Origin of the sequence: Streptomyces atratus (genome assembly GCF_040655115.1) — a bacterium.
Taxonomy (GTDB): Bacteria; Actinomycetota; Actinomycetes; order Streptomycetales; family Streptomycetaceae; genus Streptomyces; species Streptomyces atratus_D.
In genome coordinates this window covers 120,299-144,243 of the sequence record NZ_JBFAJH010000009.1, presented here as the reverse complement: position 1 = coordinate 144,243, position 23,945 = coordinate 120,299, and the positions used below count along the sequence as shown (strand labels likewise).

The following is a 23,945-nucleotide window of genomic DNA, read 5'->3' as shown; positions in this document are numbered from 1 at the left end:
GAATGATGCCGTGAGGTCAGCGGTCGAAGTCGAGTTCCACCTCCGGTGTGAGCGGATGCGACTGGCAGGCCAGCACATAGCCCGCCCCTGTCTCCTCCGGCTCCAGCGCGAAGTTGCGGTTCATCCGGACCTCGCCCGAGACCAGGAACGCCCTGCACGTTCCGCACACCCCGCCCTTACAGGCATACGGGGCGTCGGAGCGGCTGCGCAGCACCGTATCCAGTAGTGATTCGCCGTCCTGGACGGGCCAGTTGCCCGAGCGTCCGTCCAGTGTCGCGGTGAGCGTGCTGTGTGCGGGCGCCTCGACCCGCGTGCGGGCGGGAGTGGCCGGCCCGTCGTCGACGTGGAAGATCTCCTGGTGGATACGGGCCCGGTCGACACCGAGGCTGTGCAGCGCGCCCTCTGCCGCCCGGACCAGGCCGAAGGGTCCGCAGAGATACCAGCCGTCCACCTCTCCCACCGACAGGAGCGCGGGCAGCAGTCCGGTCAGCCGCTCCCGGTCGAGCCGGCCGGACGGGAGACCTGCCTGCTGCTCCTCGCGGGAGAGAACTGTCACCAGCTGGAAGCGGTCCGGGTAGCGGTCCTTGAGGTCGGCGACCTCGTCCAGGAACATCGTCGAGGCAGCCGTACGGTCGCTCCGGATCAGACAGAATCGGGCCTCGGGCTCCCGGGCCAGCAGCGTCGACGCGATCGACAGCACCGGGGTGATGCCGCTGCCGCCCACGATCGCCGCGTAGTGACCGGCGCGGGGGGTGAGTACGAAGCGCCCCATCGGGGGCATCGCTTCGACCTGGTCGCCGACGGCGAGCTCCTTGAGGGCGTACGTGGAGAACGCACCGCCGTCGACCAGCCGGATGCCCACCTGCAGCTCGGGGTCGGCCGGGGCGTCGGCGGCCGGAGTACAGATCGAGTACGAACGCCGGATCTCTTCGCCGTGGACCGTGTAGCGCACATTGAGGTGCTGCCCGGGCTTGTGGCGGAAGGTCTCCCGAAGCTCGGGCGGCACCGCGAAGGTCACGGCCACCGAGTCGTCGGTCAGCCGCTCGATCGCGCGGACCCGGAGCGGATGGAACATCTACAACTCCTTGAAGTGGTCGAACGGTTCACGACAGCTCGCGCAGCGGCGCAGCGCCTTGCAGGCGGTGGAGGAGAACCGGCTCAGCAGCTCCGTGTCCGTGGAGCCGCAGTGCGGGCAGCGCACCGAGAGGGTGAGCGGCACCGGTCCGCCGGCGCCGGCGGTGTCATGCGGGCGCGGGGGTGCTATGCCGAACTCGGAGAGTTTGCGCCGCCCCTCCGCGCTGATGTCGTCGGTCGACCAGGCCGGTGCGAGCACGGTGACCACGGAGACCTCCGGTATGCCGTGGTCGTGCAGCACCTGCTCGATATCGGCGGACATGGCCTCGATCGCCGGGCAACCGGTGTACGTCGGGGTGAGACGGACGGTGACTTTGCCCGGGGCGAGCACCTCCACTCCGCGGAGCACGCCCAGCTCCTCCAGGGTGAGTACAGGCAGCTCGGGATCGGGCACGGACCCGGCGAGCCTGCGCACCTTCTCTTCCAGCAGCGTGCCGGTCACCATGACACCCCCGGGTGACTGCGGTGCAGATGCTGCATCTCGGCGAGCATCCGCCCGAAAGGTTCTGTGTGGATGCCCTGCCGTCCTGCCCCGGCCGTCCAGGCCCCGGCCGCCGGGCCGGTCGGCACCGTCAGCGTCGCCTGCCGCAGGACGCCGGTGGTGGTGGCCAGCCAGTCGTTGTGCAGCGACGACCAATCGATCTCCACTCCCTCGACCGGCTGGAACAGCTCAGCGGTGAACCGCCACAGCGCATCCACCCCGCGCTGCATCCGCTGATGGCTCTCCTCTGTACCGTCCCCCAGCCGCAGCGTCCAGTGCGTGGCGTGATCCTGGTGGTATGCGACCTCCTTGACGGCCTTCGCGGCCAGTCCGGCGAACTCGCTCCCACCGGCCGCCAGCTGCTCGTACAGCCCCCGCTGGTAGACGGAGAAGTACAGCTGGCGGGCGATGGTGTGGGCGAAGTCGCCGTTGGGCTGTTCGACCAGCTGGACGTTGCGGAATGCGCGCTCCTCGCGCAGGAACGCCAGCTCGTCCTCGTCCCCGGCGAGCGAGAGCAGCACTCGGGCTTGTCCCAGGAGGTCCAGGGCGATGTTGGCGAGGGCCACCTCCTCCTCCAGTACGGGCGCGTGGCCAGCCCACTCCCCCAGCCGATGCGACAGCACCAGCGCGTCGTCGCCGAGGGCGAGGGCCGCGGTCACAGGTGCTTCACCCCTTCCGGGATCTCGTAGAACGTGGGGTGTCGGTAGGGCTTGTCGCCCGCCGGCTCGAAGAACGAGTCCTTCTCGTCCGGCGAGGAGGCCGTGATCTCCGTGGAAGGCACCACCCAGATGGAGACGCCCTCGGAACGGCGTGTGTACAGGTCGCGGGCGTTGCGCAGGGCCATCTCGGCGTCCGGGGCGTGCAGGCTGCCCGCGTGGGTGTGGGAGAGACCGCGCCGCGAGCGCACGAACACCTCCCAGAGCGGCCAGTCGGTCGAGCTGCTCATGCCGTCGCCTCCGCGTTCGGTGGGGTGTGCATTTCTGTCTGGGGCATTTCCGCGTGTGGTGCTTCTGTGATGTGGGCCGGTGCGTGGGCGTTGCGCGTCGGTGCGGGGTGCTTGAGCGCGTACGAAGCCGCCGCGTCCCGGACCCAGGCGCCCTCTTCGTGCGCCCGGCGTCGCTGTGTGAGGCGCTGTTCGTTGCACGGGCCGTTGCCTTTCAGGACCTCCTGGAACTCCGTCCAGTCGATCGCCCCGAAGTCGTGGTGTCCGCGCTCCTCATTCCACCGGAGGTCCGGGTCCGGGAGGGTGAGCCCCAGCGCCTCGGCCTGCGGGACACAGATGTCGACGAACCGCTGCCGCAGCTCGTCGTTGGAGTGCCGCTTGATCTTCCAGGTCATCGACTGCGCCGAGTGTGCCGATGCGTCGTCCGGCGGGCCGAACATCATCAGGGACGGCCACCACCAGCGGTTCACCGCATCCTGTGCCATCTCGCGCTGCCCCGGGGTCCCGCGGCCGAGGGCGAGCAGCAACTCGTACCCCTGGCGCTGGTGGAAGGACTCCTCCTTGCAGATACGGACCATGGCCCGTGCGTACGGACCGTACGAGCAGCGGCAGAGCGGCACCTGGTTGGTGATCGCGGCGCCGTCCACCAGCCAGCCGATCGCGCCGACATCCGCCCAGGTCAGTGTGGGGTAATTGAAGATTGACGAATACCTCTGGCGGCCCGCGTGGAGCTTGTCGAGCATTTCCTCGCGGCTCGTCCCCAGCGTCTCCGCCGCGCTGTAGAGGTACAGCCCGTGTCCCGCCTCGTCCTGCACCTTGGCCATCAGGATCGCCTTGCGGCGCAGCGAGGGTGCGCGGCTGATCCAGTTGGCCTCGGGCTGCATGCCGATGATTTCGGAGTGGGCGTGCTGGGCCATTTGCCTGATCAGCGAGGCCCGGTACGCGTCCGGCATCCAGTCGCGCGGCTCGATGCGCTCGTCGGCAGCCACCGCGGCGTCGAACGCTGCCTGCTGCGCCCCGCCCGCCCCGGCCGGCTCCTCGGGCCCGCCTGCCGTCGCCTGCGCGGTCCCTCGCGCCTGACCCTGCGCTGTCTGGTCCGCAGTCACTGCCGCCATCCCGGACTCCCTACCGACCGATCGTTCGGTTCAATGACTTCAATGGTGAGTCGGCGGCCCGTAGGGTGTCAACCCTGTGGATAACTGACCGGGGATCGGCGGGGATCGGGGCGGGATGGATTCGTACGACGGCAGCGGTGCCGGAGACCGGAACAAGAGCGGTGGTCCAGGGGGGGATCCGGGTTCCGACCGGCCCCCGGGGACGACACCGCCCGCTGAATTCGCCGGAGCTCCCGCGCCGGTGCGTTCCGGTATCGCCGGGCTTTCCTTTCCGTACCAGATCGTTGCCGCGATCGCGCTGTCGGTCATCGGGATGATCGCCTGCACCCATCTGGCCATGGTGTTTCTGCACGTCGCGCCGTCCAACACCCTGACCAAGCAACACGGCAAAGCGGTCGACGACTGGGTCTATCCCGAGTTCGAGCAGAACTGGAAGCTTTTCGCCCCCAATCCGCTCCAGCAGAACGTCGCCATGCACGTACGAGCCGAGATAGCCGGCCCCGACGGTCGTCGCACCACTCCGTGGATGAGTCTCTCCGGCGAGGACGGCAGGGGAATACGAGGCAATCTCCTCCCCAGCCACATCCACCAGAACCAGCTCCGCCGCGCCTGGGACTTCTATCTCAACTCCCACGACGTCCAGAACCGCCCGAACGGCCTGCGCGGCGCTCTCTCCGAGCGCTACATCCGCCGCATCGTGATGCTGCGTCTCGGTGAGCACGACTACGGCGGCACCGTTGAGCGCATCCAGGTCCGTTCCGAGGTGCGTTCCGTCCCCGCGCCGCCGTGGAGCACGGAGAAGATCAGCACCAAACCGAACTACCGGGTGCTGCCGTGGTGGACCGTCACCCCTGTCGACCTCCCCGAGGACGCCAAGGAGGCGGGCAGGTGAGTACGGCTTCCCCGGACCGCAAGCTCGCTCGCGGTGTTCAGCGCATCACCTCCTCGGCCCTCGGCCCGTACCAGAGCGCCGTTATCCGGATCGGTTTCTCCGCCACGTACCTGTTGTTCCTGCTGCGCGAGCTGCCGCACCGCCATGAGATGTACGGCCCAGATGCCCCATGGCGCTGGGACATGGCAAAGCAGCTCATATCGGGCAATGAATCTCTCTCGGTGTTCATGTGGTCGGACAGCACGGTCTGGTTCGAGATCGTCTATGCGGTCGTCCTGCTTTCCGCCGCACTGCTGATGGTCGGCTGGCATACCCGCGCGATGTCCGTCCTCTTCATGGTCGGTGTGCTCTCGCTGCAGAACCGCAGCATTTTCCTGGGCGACGGCGGAGACAACGTCGTCCATCTGATGGCGATCTATCTCGTGCTGACGCGCTGCGGGCAGGTCTGGTCGCTGGATGCGCGACGGGCGTCGCGGGCACGCCGCACGGAGTCAGGGGCGGAGGACGAGCCGGAGTCGGCGGAGGAGGCGGGGGGCGCCCGGCCGGGCCGGAATGTCGCCGGGACGATTCTGTGGGTCGTGCTCGGCCTGGTCCTTGTCGCGGCTACGGCGACGGACGGCCTCGGTGGCACCTGGTGGCTGCCGACTCTCTTCTGGGTGCTGTGGATCGGGCACGGTGCCTGGTGGGCCGTGAACCGTTACGCGCCGCAGAGCGAGCCGCGCACACTGCTCGATGTCCTCGCCAACCTCGTGCACAACGCCACTCTCGTCGTGATCATGGCCGAGGTCTGTCTGATCTACGCGACCGCGGGCTGGTACAAGATCCAGGGATCGCGTTGGCAGGACGGCACGGCGCTGTACTACCCGCTCAAGCTCGACTACTTCACTCCCTGGCCCGCGCTGTCCGACCTCCTCGCGTCCAATGGCGTGATGGTCATGGTGCTGACGTACGGCACGGTCATCGTGCAGGTCGCCTTCCCCTTCACCCTCCTCAACCGGCGCGTGAAGAACGTCCTGCTCGTCGCCATGATGTGCGAGCACGCAGGCATCGCCCTGCTGCTGGGGCTGCCCTTCTTCTCCATGGCGATGATCGCCGCCGACTCCGTCTTCCTGCCGACGGTCTTCCTGGTCTGGCTGGGAAGCCGGATGGCGCTCGGGCGACAGCTGCTGTTCTCGCGCACCGGCCGGGTGCCCGAGCAGCAGCGGGGCGGTAAGGAGGAGGTCCCGCAGCACAGCGGAAGCGGTGGCCATACGCTCGTCGGGTGAGCAGTGATACCGGCAGTAGTAGGAGCAGCAGCAGTGAGAGTCCGTCGGCCGATGGCCTCAAAGTGGCGGGCGAGCAGTCCGCGGAGGCATTGCAGTACGACGACGGATTCGGGACGGAGGTCGGTGTCGGGCCGCATCCGCTGCCCTGGCCCGAGGGCGAGCGGTACGACCCCGAACTGCTCGCCCAGGGCGACCGGCGCAATGTCGGCGATGAGTACCGCTACTGGACGAGGGAGGCGATCGTCGCCGATCTGGATCTTCGGCGGCACGACTTCCATGTAGCGGTGGAGAACTGGGGCCACGACTTCAATATCGGGTCGGTGGTGCGGACCGCGAATGCCTTCCTCGCCAAGGAGATCCACATCGTGGGCCGACGGCGGTGGAACCGGCGCGGTGCGATGGTCACCGACCGGTACCAGCACGTGCGGCACCACCCCGACACGGCGGATCTGACCGCCTGGGCGGCGGCCGAGGGGCTGCCGATCATCGGGATCGACAATCTGCCGGGGGCGGTGCCGCTGGAGCGGACCGAGCTGCCGCGGCGGTGTGTGCTGCTCTTCGGGCAGGAGGGGCCGGGGCTGACCGAGGAGGCGCGCAAGCACGCGACGATGGTGTGCTCGATCGCGCAGTTCGGATCCACGCGGTCGATCAATGCGGGGGCTGCGGCGGCCATCGCCATGCATGCGTGGGTGCAGCGGTATGCGGATATTTCGGGGGGCGTGGCAGTGGGCTGAGGCCGGGGGTGCACGGCTGTGGGGGCGGGGCGGCCGGGTGGTGCCCGCAGCGGGCTCTCCCCGCCCCGTTCCGTAACCGGGGCTCCGCCCCCGGGCCCCGCTCCTCAAACGCCGAGGCTGGAGCCGGCGAGAGGAGGGGCGGGGCGGGCTGCGTCAGGCCTGACGGCGGACTTCCACCATGCGGAAGCGATTCGATACGAACGCTCCGTCGCACAGGGCCGCGTTGGCCGCCGGGTTGCCGCCCGAGCCGTGGAAGTCGGAGAACGCCGCGGTCTGGTTGACGTACACCCCGCCCGTCAGATTCAGCGAGAGCTGGGCCGACTCGTCCAGGCAGACGTCCTCCACCGCGCGTTCCACCTCCGGTGACGTCGTGTACGCGCCGACCGTCATCGCGCCCTTGTCGCGGATCGTGCGGCGCAGCAGCTCCACCGCGTCCGCCGTCGAGTCGACCGCGACCGCGAACGCCACCGGTCCGAAGCACTCCGACAGATACGCTGCCTCGTCGTCCGGCTTCGTGCCGTCGAGCTTCACGACGACCGGGGTGCGGACCACCGCGTCCGGGAACTCAGGGTTGGCCACCTCTTTTGAGGCCAAGGCGACTTCGCCCAGCCCTGCCGCGGCTTCCAGGCGGGCCTTCACGTCCGGGTTGACCAGCGCGCCGAGCAGCGCGTTCGCCCGGGCATCGTCACCGAGCAGGCCGGTGACCGCGGCGGCGATGTCGCCCACCACGTCGTCGTACGTCTTGTCGCCCGTGTCCGTTGCGATGCCGTCCCGGGGGATCAGCAGGTTCTGCGGGGTGGTGCACATCTGGCCGCTGTACAGGGAGAGGGAGAACGCCAGGTTGGACAGCATGCCACGGTAGTCGTCGGTGGAGTCGACGACGATCGTGTTGACCCCCGCCTTCTCCGTGTAGACCTGTGCCTGGCGGGCGTTGGACTCCAGCCAGTCGCCGAAGGCGGTGGATCCGGTGTAGTCGATGATCTTGATCTCGGGGCGGACCGCCAGGACCTTCGCGATGCCCTCGCCCGGACGCTCGGCGGCCAGACAGACGAGATTGGGGTCGAAGCCGGCCTCGCTCAGTACCTCGCGGGCCACCTGCACCGTGAGCGCCAGGGGGAGCATGGCGCGCGGGTGCGGCTTCACCAGGACGGGATTGCCGGTGGCCAGAGAGGCGAACAGTCCCGGATAGCCGTTCCACGTGGGGAAGGTGTTGCAGCCGATCAGCAGCGCGATGCCGCGGCCCGCCGCGATGTACGTCTTGTGCAGGTGCAGCGGATCGCGTTTTCCCTGCGGCTTGGACCAGTCCGCCGTCCGCGGGGTGCGGATCTGCTCCTCGTAGGCATACGCCACCGCCTCCAGGCCGCGGTCCTGGGCATGCGGGCCGCCCGCCTGGAACGCCATCATGAAGGCCTGACCGCTGGTGTGCATCACGGCGTGGCCGAACTCATGGGTGCGGGCGCTGATCCGCGCCAGGATCTCCAGACAGACCAGCGCCCTGGTCTCGGGCCCCGCCTCGCGCCACGCTGCCATACCCGCGCGCATCGCCGGAAGCAGCACATCCAGGTCGGCGTGCGGATACTCGACGCCGAGCTCCGGTCCGTAGGGCGAGGTCTCGCCGCCCGTCCAGCCGTCGGTGCCCGGCTGGCCGAGGTCGAGCCGGGTGTGCAGCACGGCGTCGAAGGCGGCCTTGCCCTCGGCGGCGCTCAGGCTGCCCGGTGTGCCGCCCTCGCCGTACGCCTTCGGGTGCTCGGGGTGCGGGGACCAGTACGCGCGCGTGTGGATCGCGTCGAGGGTCTGGTCGAGCGTGGGGCGGTGCTTCTCGGACAGCAGGTGCGGGGAGAGCTCGGCGGCCATGGCGGACCAACTCCTCATCGAGCTGGGCAGGGACGGGCGGACAGGGTTAGAGTAACCGAACGATCGGTCGGGACAAGGGGCCCCACGAAACCTGTGGACAACTCGTAGGGGAGGATCGCGGACATGACCACGGCCAAGCGGGACACGTACACCCCGGAGACTCTCCTCACCGTCGCCGTCCGTGTCTTCAACGAGCGCGGTTACGACGGCACGTCCATGGAGCACCTGTCCAAGGCGGCAGGCATCTCCAAATCGTCCATCTATCACCATGTCGCGGGCAAGGAAGAGCTGCTGCGGCGCGCGGTCAGCCGGGCACTGGACGGGCTCTTCGGGATTCTCGACGAGCCGGGCGCGACGCGGGGGCGCGCGATCGAGCGGGTCGAGTACGTCACGCGACGTACCGTCGAGGTGCTGATAGCCGAACTGCCCTACGTCACGCTGTTGCTGCGCGTACGGGGCAACACGAAGGCCGAGCGCTGGGCCATGGAGCGTCGGCGTGAGTTCGACCAGCGGGTGGCCGAACTGCTGAAGGCGGCCGTCGCGGACGGCGATCTCCGCTCCGACGTGGACATACGGCTGGCGACGAGGCTGCTCTTCGGAATGGTCAACTCTCTGGTGGAGTGGTACCGGCCGCAGCCGGGCGGCGACGCCGAGGGGGAGCAGCTGGCGGACACGGTCGTCCAGCTTGCCTTCGAGGGGATGCGTGCCGACCGCTGAACCGTTGACGGCAGGACAGGTCAAGACCACCATCCTCCGGCATGGCCGCCGTCCTTCGTGTTCCCGGGTTCCTGTGCGCCGTCACGTTGCTTGCCGCCGTGTCGCTGACCGGCTGCGGAGGGGGCGGCAGCGGCGGCACGGGTGGCAGCGGTGCCGAGAAGGCGGCGGACGCGAGTGAGGAGGCCCGGCAGCCTGACGACTTCGGCTGTTTGACATCGGCCGAGGCCGAGGCGGCGTCCATCACCTTCAAGTCCGCCGACTCCACCGAGATCGGCGGCTACATGCCCGGCGGTGCGAGCGGCGCCGGGACAGGCGCGGGGATCATACTGGCCCACCAGTCCGACGGCACCGCCTGCCAGTGGAAGGACAAGGCCGATGAGCTGCACCGGGCCGGCTATCGGGTGCTCGCGGTCAATTCGGCGGGCCAGGAGGTCTCCGAGATCGTCGCAGCGGCCGGGTATCTGCGCGGCAAGGGCGCGAAGAAGCTGCTGTCGATGGGGGCGTCCAAGGGGGGTACCGCCGTGCTCACCGCGGCGCCGGAGCTGGAGCCGCAGCCGGACGCGGTGGTCTCGCTCTCCGCGCCGACGCTGTACTCCGGAATGAACGCGCTGGGCGCCGTGCCCAAGCTGACCGCGCCGGTGCTCTACATGGCCGCCGAGTACGACGAGTACTTCGGGAACGACGCGAAGACGCTGAACCGTGCGAGCACCAAGGCGGCGGAGCACAAGCTGATCTACGTCAAGGGCGCCGGCGAGCACGGAGTGGCGTTGCTCGACAGCTTGGAGAACTGGGCCGCGGTGCGGGCGTTCCTCAAGAAGTACGGTTCGTGAGAGGTGTGCCCCGCCAGGGCAGGACCTAGGCCAGCTCGGTGGGGCGCTCGGGGCCCGGGGCCAGGTCCGTCTCCTCGAACACCAGCAGGGTGCGGGTGGAGAGCACCTCCGGGATGGCCTGGATCCTGGTCAGGACGAGCTCGCGCAGCGATCGGTTGTCCGGTGTGTGCACGAGCAGCAGTACGTCGAAATCGCCGCTGACCAATGCGATGTGGGTCGCCCCCGGCAGTGCCTGGAGCTGTTCGCGCACCGTCCTCCAGGTGTTCTGGACGATCTTGAGCGTGATGTACGCGGAGGCACCCTGCCCCGCCCGCTCATGGTCCACCCGCGCGCTGAAGCCACGGATCACTCCGTCGTCGATGAGCCGGTTGATCCGGGCGTAGGCGTTGGCGCGCGACACATGGACGCGGTCGGCCACCGACCGTATCGAGGCGCGTCCGTCCGTCTGGAGCAGTCGGAGGATGTCACGGTCGATGGCGTCGAGCGGCCGCGCGGGCGGAACCCGGCCGGGGTCCTCGGATCCGTCGGCCATTTGTTCAGCTGCCATGTCCCCGTGCCTCCTTGCCCTGGACGACCTGCCCCTATCCCAGGCTGTGGAGAACCGTTTGTCCACAGGCTGGCGGCGCCTGTAGCCAAAATGCGTCCGCGACCGAACAATCGGTAGGTGAGGCACACCACATCCGCGCCTCGGCACGTGCTCGACATTTCGACATATTCAGCTACCCCTCGATATCGGGCGATCCCTCGATATCGCCCGATGCTGCTCGATACCCCTCGATGCCAGGAGGTGCTTGTCATGACGGTCCAAGAGCTGCCCGGCGCGGCCGCTTACCGGCCCACGCCGCCCCCGGCCTGGAAGCCGCTCACCGACCCCGCGCCGCTGCTCCCGGACCCCGAGCCGTACCGCGTGCTCGGTACGGACGCCGTGGCCGACGCAGACCCCGAGCTGCTGCTGCGGCTCTATGCCGAGCTGGTGCGCGGCCGACGGTACAACGCGCAGGCGACCGCCCTCACCAAGCAGGGCCGACTTGCCGTCTACCCCTCCAGTACCGGGCAGGAGGCCTGCGAGATAGCGGCGGCGCTGGTGCTGGAAGAGCGTGACTGGCTTTTTCCCAGCTACCGCGACACCCTCGCGGCGGTGGCGCGTGGTGTCGATCCGGTCGAGGCACTGACCCTGCTGCGCGGCGACCGGCACACCGGTTACGACCCGCGTGAGCACCGCATCGCCCCGCTCTGCACCCCGCTCGCCACCCAGCTCCCGCACGCCGTGGGCCTGGCGCACGCGGCGCGGCTGGTAGGCGACGACGTGGTCGCGCTCGCCATGGTCGGCGACGGTGGGACCAGCGAGGGCGACTTCCACGAGGCGCTGAACTTCGCGGCCGTCTGGCGTGCCCCCGTGGTCTTCCTGGTCCAGAACAACGGCTTTGCCATCTCCGTGCCCCTGGCCAAGCAGACAGCGGCGCCGTCGCTGGCGCACAAGGCGGTGGGGTACGGGATGCCGGGCCGGCTGGTCGACGGCAACGACGCGGCCGCGGTGCACCAGGTGCTTGTCGAGGCAGTGGCGCGGGCCCGCGCCGGAGGCGGTCCGACGCTCGTCGAGGCTGTGACGTACCGGATGGACGCCCATACGAACGCCGACGACGCCACGCGTTACCGCGGCGACAGCGAGGTGGAGACGTGGCGGGCGCACGACCCGATTCAGCTTCTGGAGCGGGAACTGACGGAGCGCGGACTACTCGCTGAAGACGGCATCGAGGAGGCGCGCGCGGCCGCGGAGCGGATGGCCGCCGGGCTGCGCGAGCGGATGAACGCCGATCCGGTGCTCGACCCGATGGACCTCTTCACTCATGTGTACGCGGAACAGACCACGCAACTTCGTGAGCAGGCGGCCCGGTTGCGGGTCGAGCTCGACGCCGAGCAGGACCACGACGGCCGGCGCGGCCCCAGTGGTGCGGAGGGAGGGCGATGACGACGGTGGCGGCGATGGCCGGCGAGCAGACGGAGAGGGCCAAGCCGGCCACCATGGCGCAGGCTCTGGGGCGTGCGCTGCGCGACTCGATGGCCGAGGACCCGACGGTGCATGTCCTCGGTGAGGATGTCGGCACGCTCGGCGGGGTCTTCCGGATCACCGACGGGCTGGCGAAGGAGTTCGGCGAGGACCGCTGTACGGACACGCCGCTGGCCGAGGCGGGCATCCTCGGGACGGCTGTAGGTATGGCGATGTACGGGCTGCGGCCCGTGGTGGAGATGCAGTTCGACGCGTTCGCCTACCCGGCGTTCGAGCAACTCATCAGCCACGTCGCCAAGATGCGGAACCGGACCCGTGGGGCCATGCCACTGCCGATCACGGTGCGGGTGCCGTACGGCGGCGGGATCGGCGGGGTCGAGCACCACAGCGACTCGTCGGAGGCGTACTACATGGCCACGCCCGGCCTCCATGTCGTCACACCCGCCACGGTCGACGACGCCTACGGGCTGTTGCGGGCCTCGATCGCCTCCGACGACCCGGTGGTCTTTCTGGAGCCCAAGCGACTGTACTGGTCGAAGGCGGCCTGGTCGCCGGAAGCGCCGGTGGCGGTCGAGCCGATCGGGCGGGCCGTTGTCCGACGACCCGGGCGCAGCGCGACGCTGATCACGTACGGGCCGTCCCTGCCCGTCTGCCTGGAGGCCGCGGAGGCGGCCGTCGAGGAGGGCTGGGACCTCGAAGTGGTCGATCTGCGCTCTCTGGTGCCGTTCGACGACGAGACGGTCGCCGCTTCGGTGCGGCGCACCGGTCGCGCGGTCGTCGTCCATGAGTCGTCCGGGTTCGGCGGCCCCGGTGGGGAGATCGCCGCGCGGATCACCGAGCGCTGCTTCCACCACCTGGAGGCGCCGGTGCTGCGGGTCGCCGGATTCGACATCCCCTACCCGCCGCCGATGCTGGAGCGGCACCATCTGCCAGGCGTGGACCGGGTGCTCGACGCGGTCGCGCGGCTGCAGTGGGAGGCGGAGAGCTGATGCCCCAGGTGCTCGAATTCAAACTGCCCGACCTCGGCGAGGGACTGACCGAGGCGGAGATCGTGCGCTGGCTGGTGGAGGTCGGCGACGTGGTCGCCATCGACCAGCCGGTCGTCGAGGTCGAGACGGCCAAGGCGATGGTGGAGGTGCCATGCCCCTACGGAGGTGTGGTGACGGCCCGGTTCGGTGAGGAGGGCGCGGAACTGCCCGTCGGGGCACCGTTGTTGACGGTGGCGGTCGGGTCCACTGCGGGGGAACTTTCCGCCGATGGGGCCGTGGAGGCCGAGTCGTCCGGCAATGTGCTCGTGGGGTACGGGACGGGGGCGCCGGCGGCGCGGCGTCGGCGGGTTCGGCCCGAGGCGGTCTCCGGTGCGGGGTCTGTGGCAGTGCCTGCGGCTGAGCCGGTCGCGGGGGCTGTCGCAGGGCCGGTCCCAGCGGCTGTTCCTGATGAGGGATGGGGACCGGTGGCGGTCGTCTCGCCCTTGGTGAGGAGGTTGGCGCGGCAGCATGATCTCGATCTGCGGCAGCTGACGGGGTCGGGGCGGGACGGTCTGATCCTTCGGTCCGATGTCGAATCCGCCATCAGAGCGGCAGCGAGCGCGACAGTGGAGTCGCCTCCTGTGTCCGCGGTCCCGGCGTCGGTGGCGGCCTCGTCTCCGGCATCGATGGCCCCCTCGGTTGCCCGTGCGGTCGCCGGGGAGCGGATTCCGTTGCGCGGTGTACGGGGTGCGGTCGCCGACAAGTTGGCGCGCAGTCGGCGCGAGATCCCCGACGCCACGTGCTGGGTCGACGCGGACGCCACCGAGTTGATGGCCGCGAGAGCCGCGATGAACGGCGCAGGTTCTCCGGCTGCGGGACCCAAGGTGTCGGTCCTCGCTCTGCTGGCCCGTATCTGCACGGCGGCGTTGGCCCGTTTCCCCGAGCTCAACTCGACGGTGGACCTGGACGCGCGGGAGATCGTGCGGCTGCCCGACGTCCATCTGGGGTTCGCGGCCCAGACCGAGCGGGGGCTGGTCGTCCCTGTCGTGCGGAACGCGCAGGCCCGTAACGCGGAGTCGATCGGTGCCGAGATCGGCCGGCTGACCGACGCAGCCCGGACGGGGACATTGACTCCGGCGGATCTGAGCGGCGGCACGTTCACTCTGAACAACTACGGGGTGTTCGGGGTCGACGGATCGACGCCGATCATCAACCACCCGGAGGCGGCCATGCTCGGTGTCGGTCGCATCGTGGCCAAACCATGGGTGCACCAGGGTGAGTTGGCCGTGCGCCAGGTTGTTCAGCTCTCGCTGACCTTCGACCACCGGGTCTGCGACGGCGGCACGGCAGGCGGCTTCCTGCGGTACGTGGCCGACTGTGTGGAACAGCCTGCGCTGCTGTTGCGCACGTTGTAGAAGAAGGGGAGAGGAGGAGGACGAGGAGGAAGGGAACGAGGAGGTTCGACGGGGGCGTGTGGCACGCATACTCGAGACATGACCGCGTATGACGCCATCGTCCTTGCCGGAGGGGCCGCCAAGCGCCTCGGGGGCGCCGACAAACCCGCCTTGCGGGTGGGTGGCCGAGCGCTGCTCGACAGAGTGCTCGCCGCCTGCGCCGATGCCGCCGCCACCGTCGTGGTGGGCGGTCGGCGGCCTACCGTACGCGCAGTCACCTGGGCGCGCGAAGAGCCGCAGGGCGGCGGTCCGTTGGCGGCGCTCGGCGCCGGAGTGCGGCTCACGACGGCCGGGCGTCTGCTCGTGCTCTCCGCGGACCTGCCCTTCCTGGGGGAGAGCACGGTCAAGGAGCTGCTGGCCGCTGCTGCTCATGGGAAGCGTGACGGGGCGCTGTGCGTGGATCAGGACGGGCGGGACCAGCCGCTGGTCGCCGTCTACCGTGCCGAGCCGCTCCGTCGCGAGCTGGCCCTGCTGGCCGCCGAGCACGGCAGCCTGGCCGGGCTGCCGCTGCGCCTGCTGACGCACGAACTGGACCTCGCCCGCGTCGAGGCCGGTCCGCTCGCCTCCTTCGACTGCGACACCTGGGAAGACATTGCCGCAGCCCGGGCCCGCATCAGAGAGCATGGGACCGTGCTGGACGAATGGATCACCGCAGTCAAGAACGAACTGGGCATCGAACTCGACGTCGCCACCGATGTCCTGCTCGACCTCGCCCGTGATGCCGCCCACGGTGTGGCCCGGCCCGCCGCGCCCCTGACGACCTTCCTGGTCGGGTACGCGGCGGCGAAGGCGAACGGCGGCGGGGCCGAGGCTGTGGCCGACGCCGCCCGGAAGGCGGCCGCGCTCGCCCTTCGCTGGGCGGACGAGGCCGAGACGCCATGACGGCGCCCCCACGCAAGGCCGACGGGGGCGCGGCCGACGACTGGCCGCCGGGGCCCCCTCTGGATCCGGGGAGCAGAGGCCCGGAGGCGGACCGGGCCGTCGTCCTGACCTCGAGGGAGGGCGGTGCCGCCGCGGAGGCCCCGGCGGCCGGCCGGGCCACCGCAGTGGATCAGGGCAGGGCTGCCGCGGACGCCGGTGTTTCAGGAGAAGCTCAGGCTGCCGACCAGGCCGGTGTTTCGGGAGAAGCTCAGGCTGCAGGGCAGGCCGGTGCTGCAGGGGTTGCTCCGGCGGCTGGTCAGGCCCGTGCAGAGGATGAGGCCTGGAAGGTCGAGGGCGCCCGCGCCGCTGCGGAGGCTCGCGTTGCCGAGGAGATTCGCGCCGCTGAGCGGGCTCGCGCCGCCGAGGAGGAGGACCGGGCCGTCGACCAGGCGCTCGCCCTGGTCGGGCGCCGGCCCCCGCGTGAGCCCCGATCAGTGGCTCAGCCGCAGCCCCGGGCCGGGTTCTGGGAACAGAGTCCCCGACAGGAATCCGGTTCGGGCCCGCGCCAGAGTCCTGACCACAGTCCTGGCCGTGCACCTGGCCATGGACCCGGGCAGGAATCCGGACCGGACCCCGTTCAGAGCCCTGATCGCGGACCTGGCCCGAGCGTCCGTCAGGGCCCTGACCAGGGTGCCGACCACAGCCCTGGCCGCCAGCCCTCCGGCCACACCTCCGGCCAATCACCCGCCCCCAACTCCGCCCCCGCCCCCGACTCGCACACCCGCGGCCGACGCACCAACGGTCAGCGCAGGCACGCCACCGCCTGGGGCGAGGCCCGCGCCCTTGCCGCGCGGGCCGGGCGGTCTGCCTCGCCCCGCACTCTGCGACTCACCCTCGACCGGGCCATCGGACACGTGCTGGCGGAGCCGCTTGCCGCGCTCACCGATCTGCCGTCCTTCGACACCTCCGCCATGGACGGCTGGGTCGTTGCCGGACCCGGGCCCTGGACTCTCCGAAGAGGTGAGGGTGCAGCGCAAGGGCTGGGCATCCTGGCCGGGCACAGTGCGCCCGCCCCGCTTCCCGACGGGGAGGCCGTACGGATCGCCACCGGGGCCCGCATCCCGGTCAATGCCACCGCCGTGATCCGGAGCGAGTACGCTCACGCCGACGAGACCAAGGGGCTGTTGTACGCGCAGCACCAGGTGGTTCCCGGGCAGGACATCCGACCGCGCGGCCAGGAGTGCCGTTCCGGCGAGCAACTCCTGCCCGCCGGAACGGTGGTGACGCCCGCCGTCCTGGGACTGTCCGCCGCCGCCGGTTACGACGAGCTGCTGACCGTCTCCCGCCCGCGCGTCGACGTTCTCGTCCTCGGGGATGAACTGCTCACCGTCGGTCTGCCGCACGACGGGCTGATCCGGGACGCCCTGGGCCCCATGATCGGCCCCTGGCTCCGGGCGATGGGCGTCGAGGTCTCCGCCCCGCGGCGCCTCGGCGACGACCGTGAGGCCCTCCGGCACGCCCTCACCACCTCCGACGCCGATCTCGTCATCACCACCGGCGGTACCGCGGCAGGCCCTGCCGACCACGTCCATCCCGTTCTCGCCGAGATCGGCGCGGAGCTGCTGGTCGACGGCGTCGCCGTGCGCCCCGGTCACCCGATGCTGCTGGCCCGGCTGACCTCCGGGGGCCCCTATCTCGTGGGGCTGCCCGGCAACCCCCTCGCCGCCGTCTCCGGTCTCCTCACACTCGCGGAGCCCTTGTTGCGCGGTCTGGCCGGCCAGGCGGTGGAGGACCCGTACCGGGTCGTCGTGCGTGACGAGGTGCACGGGCACCCGCACGACACCCGCCTGGTCCCTGTCGTCCACCGGACCGGTGCGGGCGTGGGCCCCGAACACGTCGTACCGCTGCACTACAACGGTCCGGCCATGCTCCGTGGGATCGCCGCCGCCGACGGGCTGGCCGTCGTGCCACCGGGCGGGGTACGGTCCGGCACCGAGGTGGAGATCCTCGATCTACCGTGGGCCTCGGCGACGCCGTGGACGGAAGGGTGTTTCACGTGAAACTTCCCGGCCACGACGCGATGGCCAGGCGGGTCGACGAGCATCTCGTCCCCACCCGGATCATGCTTCCGCGCCGAGTCGTGGACCGGCCGCTCCGGCAGGTCGCCAAGCGGCTGTTGATGGCGCTCATGGTCCTGGCCGTCACGGTTCTGATCGTCTGGGCCGACCGATCCGGCTACCACGACAACGCAGATGAGTCGGTGGACCTGCTCGACGCCGTCTACTACTCGACGGTCACCCTCTCCACCACCGGCTACGGCGACATCACTCCGTACAGCGACACCGCACGGCTGACCAACGTGTTGCTCGTGACACCACTGCGCGTGCTCTTCCTGATCATCCTGGTCGGCACCACCCTGGAGGTCCTGACGGAGCGGACCCGGGAGGACTTCCGGCTGAACCGTTGGAGAACCCACTTGCGTGACCACACCGTTGTCGTCGGCTTCGGCACGAAGGGCCGCTCGGCGATCCAGACGCTCTGCGCCACCGGTCTGAAGAAGGAACAGATCGTGATTGTCGACCCGGCGAGCAAGGTGATCGAGGCAGCGAACGCCGAAGGCTACGTGGGAGTCGTCGGTGATGCGACGCGCAGCGAGGTGCTGCTGCGGGCCGAGCTCCAGAAGGCCCGTCAGATCATCATCGCCACCCAGCGCGACGACACGGCGGTGCTGGTCGCGCTGACGGCGCGGCAGCTCAACCGTGGCGCGAAGATCGTCGCGGCGGTGCGCGAGGAGGAGAACGCACCGCTGCTGCGGCAGTCCGGCGCCGATGCCGTGATCACCAGCGCCAGCGCCGCGGGCCGGCTGCTGGGTCTCTCCGTCCTCAGCCCGAGCGCGGGCACGGTGATGGAGGACCTGATCCAGCAGGGCAGCGGCCTCGATCTTGTCGAACGGCCGGTGATAAAGGCCGAGGTCGGCAAGAGCGTCCGGGAGACCGACGACCTGGTCGTCAGCGTGCTGCGTGGTCACCGACTGCTCGGTTACGACGATCCGGCGGCCAGCCCGTTGCAGCTGACGGACCGGCTGATCACCATCGTGCGCGTCTCGGGAGCCCCACCGCTGAACACGCCGCGGCAGCAAGGGGTGTGACAGTCCGGGGTGTCTCTTCGCCCGGCGCGACGACGTCACGGAGTAGCCTCGCCGCCATGCATGCGATCACGATCCCCGAACCCGGTGGCCCCGACGCGCTCGTATGGGCCGAGGTCCCCGATCCCGTACCCGGCGACGGCGAGGTCCTCGTCGAGGTCGTGGCCGGCGCGGTCAACCGCGCCGATGTGCTCCAGCGGCAGGGCTTCTACAACCCGCCGCCCGGTGCGTCCCCTTATCCCGGCCTGGAGTGCTCCGGCCGGATCGCGGAGATCGGCCCCGGTGTCACCGGCTGGTCCGTCGGCGACGAGGTGTGTGCGCTGCTGGCGGGCGGCGGATACGCGGAGAAGGTCGCCGTGCCCGCCGGACAGCTGCTCCCCGTACCGGACGGCATCGACCTGGCGGTGGCTGCGGCGCTTCCCGAGGTGACGTCGACTGTCTGGTCGAACGTCTTCATGGTGGCCCATCTGCGACCCGGCGAGACACTGCTGGTGCATGGTGGGTCCAGTGGTATCGGCACGATGGCGATCCAGCTCGCCAAGGCCGTGGGCGCGCGGGTCGCGGTGACGGCGGGCGGGCCCGAGAAGCTGGCACGCTGCGCGGAGCTCGGGGCCGACATCCTGATCGACTACCGGGAGCAGGACTTCGTCGAGGAGTTGCTCAAGGCGACGGACGGGGCAGGCGCGGACGTCATCCTCGACATCGTCGGCGCGAAGTACCTGGACCGGAATGTGAAGGCGCTCGCCGTCAGTGGCCGACTTGCCATCATCGGTCTTCAGGGTGGCGTCAAGGGTGAGCTCAATCTGGGCGTCCTGCTGAACAAGCGGGCCGCCGTCACCGCGACGTCGCTGCGCGGACGCCCCCTTGACGAGAAGGCCGCCATCGTCGCCGCCGTGCGCGAGCACGTGTGGCCGCTGATCGGCAGCGGTGTGGTGCGGCCGGTCGTGGACCGTACCCTGCCGATGTCCGACGCGGCGGAGGCCCACCGGGTGCTGGAGTCCAGCGCGCACATCGGCAAGGTGCTTCTGCGGACGCCGGTAGCCTGAGCCATACGACCAGCGGGGCCCGGCACATGAATCTGTGTGCCGGGCCCGCTGTTCGTCCGTGTGCAGGTAGGTGGAGGGAAGGCGTTCGGGCTACAGGTACGGCCCCGAGCGGATCGCCCCGTGCCCGTCCGAAGCGCCGTCCTCGTCCTCGTGACCGCTGCCCGGCGGGAGGGCGCGACGCATCTGCTCCAATTGCGCCCGGGCCGCCATCTGCTGGGCGAACAGCGCCGTCTGGATGCCGTGGAAGAGGCCTTCCAGCCAGCCGACCAACTGGGCCTGCGCAATCCGGAGTTCCGCCTCGGAGGGCACCGACTCATCGGTGAACGGCAGGGAGAGCCGCTCGAGCTCCTCCACCAGCTCCGGCGCGAGGCCGTCCTCCAGCTCCTTCACGGAGCTTGCATGGATTTCCTTGAGCCGGACCCGGCTCGCCTCGTCGAGAGGAGCCGCCCTGACCTCTTCCAGGAGTTGCTTGATCATGCTGCCGATGCGCATGACCTTTGCGGGCTGTTCGACCATTTCTGTCACGGGGACCTCACGCGATTCGTCGTCAGTACCACCGCCGCCGATCGCCATGCCGTCCTGTCCCACTACGAGGACTTGGGGGTGCTCCTGCGACCGTTCATTCCTCGGCATCTCCATGCCGCCCATTGTCTCGCACACGTCCTGCTCAACAGGGTGGTGCCCCCGAATACGGTTGATCCACCGTTTTCGGAGGCACCTTATCCGCCCGGTCGGCGCATCATCCGGCCGTCACGGTCAATCGTTCGGCCGTCATCCGGCGCGTCGCGCCGGCGCCAGCCGCGAGCGGGTGAACGCCGCGGCGAGCAGCCCGGCCAGCAGCGGGACGAACACGGCAAGAAAACCGAGGGTCGCCCAGGGCAGCACGATCGGTGTGTAGGCGGAGTTCATCGGTTCCACCCGCATGTCCTGCACTGCCTGGCGCAGGTCGACGAGCCGGAGCGCCACCGCGGGCACGAGACCCGCCGCCGTGCCGAGCAGGACGCCGGTGAGCGCGACCACCAGGCACTGGAAACCGGAGAGCGTCCGTCGCACGCCCGGGGGTGCACCGACCGCGCTGAGCGTGGTGAGATCGGCCTCCGCGTCGGCCTTGGCCAGACCTGTCGTGATCGCGGCCGCGCCCAGGGTGACCACCCCTGCGAACAGGGAGAGGATCAGCAGGATCGCGTCGTCCCGCAGGAGCGCGGCGTCCTGCCCGCCCTCCGACTGGAGGTAGATCCCGCCCCCGGCCAGTTCGATCGCGGCCGAGATCCGCTGGTCCTCGGCGTCGGTCGGCGCGTGCGCGACCGCGTAGACACTGCCGTACACCTCGGTGTGCAGACCGAGCCGCTCGGCCGTCCGCGACGGCATGATCATGCGGACCCCGGGCGTGGTGGCGTACTGCTCGGGCGCCTGATAGACCTTCACCCGGTCGGTACGCGTCTCGGCCTTGCCCGGGTGCAGCTTCCGGTTCTTCTTGTCGAGGTCGCTGTACGTGTGAACGGCCTTGAGGGTGACCTCGCCGTTCTTCGCGTACGCCGGATTGAGCAGCACGGGTGTGCCGGCCGCCAGGGCCTCGGCGGCCGCGGGGTCACGGAGTTTCACATAGGTGGAGAGGAACTTCGCGTCGCCCAGGACGATGCCGGCCGTCTCGCCCTGGAACGAGGTCATGTACATGAACTCGTCCAGACAGGCGGGGGACCGCATCAGCTTCTTGTGCTCCTCGGCGGAGAGGCTCGCGGCGAGCTTCCTGGCGCCCTTGCCCTTGAGCGGGCAGGAGTGGCCCTTGCCGGTGGGCTTGATCAGCTCGACCGAGCCGCAGCCGTTCTCCTCGTCGTAGTGGACGGCGCAGTCGCTGCCCGCCCAGACCCGGCCGAGGTCGGCGTGTCCGCCGTTGACGGCCAGGTTCCGCTCGACGGCGGCGCGGGCCAGGGGGAGCTGCTGGGTGGCCCCGCCGTCGGAAGCGATGAGAGCGACGGTGCCGGGGGTGAGCGACGGCGTGTACTCGAAGTCCGACTCGGCCAGGGTGCTGGACATATAGGTGGCGATGGCCACTGACCCCGCCACGGCCGCCATCACGGCCGCGACCGCCGGTGCCGTCCGTCCCCGGTTGCGGGCCGCGTCGCGCAGCGCCATCCGCGGGGAGAGCGGGAGTCTGCGGCCGAGCCGCCCCAGGAGGCCGACGATCACCGGGATGCAGCAGAGAAGCCCCAGTTCGGCGACGACCGAGCCGCCCGCGACCAGCGTCGAGTCGCCACTGGTGCCGCCGAGGACGGCGATGGCGATGCCGCCCAGCAGGGCGACAGTGCCGATCAGCGGAAGCACCCGGGAGCTGCGGCGGATGCCGCGACGGCCGCTGAGCGACTCCAGTACGGACTGCCGGCTCGCCACGATCGCGGGAGCGAGCGCCGCCAGCAGACCGGTGACGAGGCCGATCACGGCAATGGTCAGCAGCTCGGACGGGTGCACGGCGAGCGAGCCGAAGCGGTGTCCGGCCCAGCCCTCGATCATCGGGCGGAACACCACGGTGAGCAGGAACCCGGCCACGACACCGACGACGGCACCGACGCCGCCGAGCACCAGCCCGCCGGAGAGGACCACGGCCCGCACATGGCGCCGGTCGCCGCCGCACGTACCGACAAGGCCGAGCTGGCGGCGGGAGCGGCGGGCACCGACCGCGAAGGCCGGTCCGGCGAGCAGGACGATCTCCAGGACGGCCATGGCGACCACGGTGATCAGTGCCGCGCTCAGTTCTTCGGAACTGTCGTACGAGCGGCCGCTCATGCTCCGGGCCATCGGGACATCGGAGTCCGGCGGCGGGTCGAGAACGACCTGACGGGACACGACAAGCGCGCCCCGCTTATTGGCCGCGAGAACGTCGGCCCAGCTCACGCCCGCCCTGTCGGCGCCCTTGACCAGCCACTCCTTCGAGCCTGCGTTCGGCGGGAGTACCTTCTGGTTGTGCTTGGCCAGGGTCTGCCACGGGGCGATGACCGCCCCGGGTTCGGCGTACAGCGCCGCGGACTTGAGGTCGTCCGGCCGCTCGACGACACCGGTGATGGTGTACGTGCGCCCGGGGCCGCGCAGGGTGGTGCGTGAGCCGACGTGCAGACCCGACTTCTTCAGGAACGCTTCGGTGGCGGCCATTTCGGAGTCGCGCCGCGGAAGGGCGCCCCGCACGAGGTCGACCTTGCCGCGGACCATCGGGTCCGAGGTCCGGAGCTCGACGATGTCGGTGGTGGCTATCCCGTAGGTGGTGGTCGCCGTCGCCGGTGCGGTCTCGATGCTGATCGCGTGTGCGCCCTCGGGCAGCGCAATCGTCATGTCGATGCCCGGAACGGATGCGTCGCCCGGCTGTGAGGTGTCGTGCACCACGCCGTACGTCTCCCCGTCGGGCATCTGTTCGATCGCACCCGCCCCCATGCCCGGGTCGCTGAACAACGCGTCCGCGGAGCCCATCGCGGCGGTCAGCTTCTCCGCCCGGGTCGGCGTCACACTGCGGTACGTCACATCGGCGGCCGTCACCCCGAGTACCGGCAGCGCGATCATCGCGACCACCAGGGCACTGCGGCCCTTGGCCCGCATCGCGTCGCGCCGGGCGATCCTGAGGGCGGCACGCCAGCCCGTGAACATGCTCACTCGGCGCCCTCGACGGCGAGCAGCGAGTCGGCGCCGATGGACAGCGTCTGGTCGACGATCGAGCCGTCCCGGAGGAACACCACCCGGTCCGCCCAGGCGGCGTACCGCGGCTCGTGCGTCACCATCACCCCGGCCGCACCCTGGTCGCACCTGTTCCGCAGCAGCGCGAGGACGGACTCACCGGTCTCCGAGTCGAGCGCCCCGGTCGGCTCGTCGGCGAGCACCAGGCGCCGGTCCCCCACCAGCGCACGGGCGATCGCGACCCGCTGCTGCTGTCCGCCGGACATCTCGTCCGGGAACCGGTCGGCGATCTGCAGCAGGTTCATCTCCTCCAGAGCTGCCCGCGCCTCCTTGCGCGCCTTGCGCACGGAGACGCCGTCGAGTTCGCGCGGCAGGGCGATGTTCTCGGCGGCGGTCAGCGCCGGGATCAGGTTGTAGTCCTGGAAGACATAGCCGACGCTGCGCCGACGCAGGGTGGCGACGCCCTTGCGGCCGAGGGCGGAGATGTCCTGTCCCTCGATGACGACCTGGCCGCTGCTCGCGGTGTCGAGACCGCCGGCCAGGGTCAGCAGGGTGGACTTGCCGGAGCCGGACGGGCCCATCACGGCGACGAGTTCGCCGGTGTGCACGGAGAGGTTGATGCCGCGCAGGGCGTGCACCTCGGCGATGCCGGTGCCGTGGGTGCGCGAGAGGTCGCGGAGTTCGAGCACGGGCGCGTCGACGGACAGGGGCGCGGCGGAGAGCCGGGGTGACGGAGACACGGACGGGACGTGCGAGGACATGGTGGTTGGTTCCCCCTCGGGATCGGTTCTGTGGTCGGCGCCGCGAACCGTGGATCGGTTCTGTGGTCTGCGCCGCGAAC

22 protein-coding genes are annotated in these 23,945 nt (G+C 70.2%); 12 read left to right on the top strand and 10 right to left on the bottom strand.

Annotation, left to right across the window (positions count from 1 at the left end):
- Positions 1 to 16: 16 nt before the first annotated feature.
- The 5 genes from AB0I23_RS13750 to paaA are packed head-to-tail and all read right to left on the bottom strand — an operon-like array spanning position 17 to position 3,673.
- On the bottom strand, positions 17 to 1,075 hold the full coding sequence (locus AB0I23_RS13750) for a 2Fe-2S iron-sulfur cluster-binding protein (protein ID WP_359109421.1): 1,059 nt from the start codon (positions 1,073 to 1,075) through the stop codon (positions 17 to 19).
- Entirely contained in the window at positions 1,076 to 1,579 is a 504-nt protein-coding gene (gene paaD / locus AB0I23_RS13745) for a 1,2-phenylacetyl-CoA epoxidase subunit PaaD (protein WP_359109420.1), read from the bottom strand.
- Positions 1,573 to 2,274 (bottom strand): 1,2-phenylacetyl-CoA epoxidase subunit PaaC, encoded by a 702-nt coding sequence (paaC, locus tag AB0I23_RS13740; protein WP_359109418.1) that lies wholly within the window; start codon positions 2,272 to 2,274, stop codon positions 1,573 to 1,575. The genes paaD and paaC overlap by 7 nt, the downstream gene beginning before the upstream one ends.
- Positions 2,271 to 2,561 (bottom strand): 1,2-phenylacetyl-CoA epoxidase subunit PaaB, encoded by a 291-nt coding sequence (gene paaB / locus AB0I23_RS13735; protein WP_030972485.1) that lies wholly within the window; start codon positions 2,559 to 2,561, stop codon positions 2,271 to 2,273. The genes paaC and paaB overlap by 4 nt, the downstream gene beginning before the upstream one ends.
- Positions 2,558 to 3,673: a 1,2-phenylacetyl-CoA epoxidase subunit PaaA gene (gene paaA, locus AB0I23_RS13730; RefSeq protein ID WP_359109417.1), complete on the bottom strand. Its 1,116-nt coding sequence runs from the start codon at positions 3,671 to 3,673 to the stop codon at positions 2,558 to 2,560. The genes paaB and paaA overlap by 4 nt, the downstream gene beginning before the upstream one ends.
- Positions 3,674 to 3,788: 115 nt before the next feature.
- On the opposite strand from paaA, the gene AB0I23_RS13725 reads away from it, so the two are divergent.
- The 3 genes from AB0I23_RS13725 to AB0I23_RS13715 are packed head-to-tail and all read left to right on the top strand — an operon-like array spanning position 3,789 to position 6,564.
- On the top strand, positions 3,789 to 4,565 hold the full coding sequence (locus tag AB0I23_RS13725) for a DUF5819 family protein (protein WP_359109416.1): 777 nt from the start codon (positions 3,789 to 3,791) through the stop codon (positions 4,563 to 4,565).
- Positions 4,562 to 5,830: an HTTM domain-containing protein gene (locus AB0I23_RS13720; RefSeq protein ID WP_359109414.1), complete on the top strand. Its 1,269-nt coding sequence runs from the start codon at positions 4,562 to 4,564 to the stop codon at positions 5,828 to 5,830. The genes AB0I23_RS13725 and AB0I23_RS13720 overlap by 4 nt, the downstream gene beginning before the upstream one ends.
- Positions 5,827 to 6,564, top strand: a complete 738-nt coding sequence (locus AB0I23_RS13715; protein ID WP_359109412.1) for a TrmH family RNA methyltransferase — start codon at positions 5,827 to 5,829, stop codon at positions 6,562 to 6,564. The genes AB0I23_RS13720 and AB0I23_RS13715 overlap by 4 nt, the downstream gene beginning before the upstream one ends.
- A gap of 153 nt (positions 6,565 to 6,717) precedes the next feature.
- Here the strand turns inward: AB0I23_RS13715 and paaN are convergent, their stop codons facing one another.
- Positions 6,718 to 8,418, bottom strand: a complete 1,701-nt coding sequence (gene paaN, locus AB0I23_RS13710; RefSeq protein WP_359109411.1) for a phenylacetic acid degradation protein PaaN — start codon at positions 8,416 to 8,418, stop codon at positions 6,718 to 6,720.
- A gap of 123 nt (positions 8,419 to 8,541) precedes the next feature.
- Between paaN and AB0I23_RS13705 the strand changes: the two genes are divergently transcribed.
- A complete protein-coding gene (locus AB0I23_RS13705) occupies positions 8,542 to 9,135 on the top strand; it encodes a TetR/AcrR family transcriptional regulator (RefSeq protein ID WP_327245446.1) in 594 nt (197 codons plus the stop codon).
- 41 nt (positions 9,136 to 9,176) lie between these two features.
- A complete protein-coding gene (locus AB0I23_RS13700) occupies positions 9,177 to 9,965 on the top strand; it encodes an alpha/beta hydrolase family protein (protein ID WP_359109410.1) in 789 nt (262 codons plus the stop codon).
- Between the two features lie 25 nt (positions 9,966 to 9,990).
- Here AB0I23_RS13700 and AB0I23_RS13695 read toward each other — a convergent pair whose 3' ends face one another.
- On the bottom strand, positions 9,991 to 10,497 hold the full coding sequence (locus AB0I23_RS13695) for an Lrp/AsnC family transcriptional regulator (RefSeq protein WP_436846931.1): 507 nt from the start codon (positions 10,495 to 10,497) through the stop codon (positions 9,991 to 9,993).
- Positions 10,498 to 10,761: 264 nt separating this feature from the next.
- Between AB0I23_RS13695 and pdhA the strand changes: the two genes are divergently transcribed.
- The 7 genes from pdhA (at position 10,762) to AB0I23_RS13660 (ending at position 19,447) form a co-directional block, all read left to right on the top strand.
- Entirely contained in the window at positions 10,762 to 11,934 is a 1,173-nt protein-coding gene (gene pdhA, locus AB0I23_RS13690) for a pyruvate dehydrogenase (acetyl-transferring) E1 component subunit alpha (RefSeq protein WP_359109408.1), read from the top strand.
- The gene (locus AB0I23_RS13685) at positions 11,931 to 12,962 is read left to right on the top strand and encodes an alpha-ketoacid dehydrogenase subunit beta (RefSeq protein ID WP_359109407.1); all 1,032 of its coding nucleotides are present in this window, start codon (positions 11,931 to 11,933) and stop codon (positions 12,960 to 12,962) included. Before pdhA ends, AB0I23_RS13685 begins: the two co-directional genes overlap by 4 nt.
- The gene (locus tag AB0I23_RS13680; protein WP_359109406.1) at positions 12,962 to 14,356 is read left to right on the top strand and encodes a dihydrolipoamide acetyltransferase family protein; all 1,395 of its coding nucleotides are present in this window, start codon (positions 12,962 to 12,964) and stop codon (positions 14,354 to 14,356) included. The genes AB0I23_RS13685 and AB0I23_RS13680 overlap by 1 nt, the downstream gene beginning before the upstream one ends.
- Before the next feature lie 78 nt (positions 14,357 to 14,434).
- Positions 14,435 to 15,277 carry an NTP transferase domain-containing protein gene (locus AB0I23_RS13675; RefSeq protein WP_359109405.1) on the top strand — a complete coding sequence of 281 codons (843 nt, stop codon included), beginning with the start codon at positions 14,435 to 14,437 and terminating at the stop codon, positions 15,275 to 15,277.
- 371 nt (positions 15,278 to 15,648) lie between these two features.
- On the top strand, positions 15,649 to 17,316 hold the full coding sequence (locus tag AB0I23_RS13670; RefSeq protein WP_359109480.1) for a molybdopterin molybdotransferase MoeA: 1,668 nt from the start codon (positions 15,649 to 15,651) through the stop codon (positions 17,314 to 17,316).
- Positions 17,274 to 18,404, top strand: coding sequence for a potassium channel family protein (locus AB0I23_RS13665; RefSeq protein WP_359109404.1), 1,131 nt, complete (start codon positions 17,274 to 17,276; stop codon positions 18,402 to 18,404). The genes AB0I23_RS13670 and AB0I23_RS13665 overlap by 43 nt, the downstream gene beginning before the upstream one ends.
- A gap of 56 nt (positions 18,405 to 18,460) precedes the next feature.
- On the top strand, positions 18,461 to 19,447 hold the full coding sequence (locus tag AB0I23_RS13660; protein ID WP_359109403.1) for an NAD(P)H-quinone oxidoreductase: 987 nt from the start codon (positions 18,461 to 18,463) through the stop codon (positions 19,445 to 19,447).
- A gap of 90 nt (positions 19,448 to 19,537) precedes the next feature.
- Here AB0I23_RS13660 and AB0I23_RS13655 read toward each other — a convergent pair whose 3' ends face one another.
- From AB0I23_RS13655 to AB0I23_RS13645, 3 genes are all read right to left on the bottom strand, one after another.
- Positions 19,538 to 20,086, bottom strand: coding sequence for a bacterial proteasome activator family protein (locus tag AB0I23_RS13655; protein WP_359109402.1), 549 nt, complete (start codon positions 20,084 to 20,086; stop codon positions 19,538 to 19,540).
- Positions 20,087 to 20,218: 132 nt separating this feature from the next.
- The gene (locus tag AB0I23_RS13650; protein ID WP_359109401.1) at positions 20,219 to 23,083 is read right to left on the bottom strand and encodes an FtsX-like permease family protein; all 2,865 of its coding nucleotides are present in this window, start codon (positions 23,081 to 23,083) and stop codon (positions 20,219 to 20,221) included.
- Entirely contained in the window at positions 23,080 to 23,865 is a 786-nt protein-coding gene (locus tag AB0I23_RS13645) for an ABC transporter ATP-binding protein (protein ID WP_359109400.1), read from the bottom strand. Before AB0I23_RS13645 ends, AB0I23_RS13650 begins: the two co-directional genes overlap by 4 nt.
- Positions 23,866 to 23,945 lie beyond the last annotated feature (80 nt).